The organism is Spirochaetota bacterium (genome assembly GCA_026414805.1).
Lineage (GTDB): Bacteria > Spirochaetota > UBA4802 > UBA4802 > UB4802 > UBA4802.
The window spans coordinates 1-521 of sequence record JAOAIH010000178.1; the positions used below are offsets into that span (position 1 = coordinate 1).

Below are 521 nucleotides of genomic sequence, written 5' to 3' on the forward strand. Positions count from 1 at the left end.
TCCATCTGTTATTCCATCTATCCTTGCATGCTTCTTTTTCTTCATCAGATAGTGCATTCCATTTTTCTCTTGCCTTTTCTCTTATTTGATTCTTTTTTTCTTCAGGAAGTGATTCCCATTTCTTTTGCATCTTTTCAATTGCTTTTTTCTTTTGTTCTTCATTCATATTTGCCCATTTTTGTCTTATTTTTTCTTGAAGCTTTGCCTTCTGCTCTTCAGACATATTCTGCCATTTTGTATTGGTCATCTCCTGAACCTGTTCCTGTTGTTCTGGTGTCATCACATCATATGCATTTTCTTCTACCATTAATGTCTCCTGTGCTAAATCTTCTATATCATCAGCATATATCTGTCCAACAAATAATAAACAAAAAAACATTAAAGGCAAAATTAAAAATTTTCGCATAATAATCCTCCTTTTCAAAAAAAATAATATATTTTATACTCCACTCACACTTTAATTTAAAGTTGTTTTTATCTATCACCTCCTTTAAAATTTTATTTACTCCCATTCACTAAAG

The 521-nt window shown here is 30.5% G+C and carries 1 protein-coding gene; it reads right to left on the reverse strand.

The features are described 5' to 3' along the window. On the reverse strand, positions 1 to 406 hold a 406-nt coding region (locus N3F66_15255; protein MCX8125503.1), incomplete at its 3' end, for a DUF3106 domain-containing protein. Positions 407 to 521 lie beyond the last annotated feature (115 nt).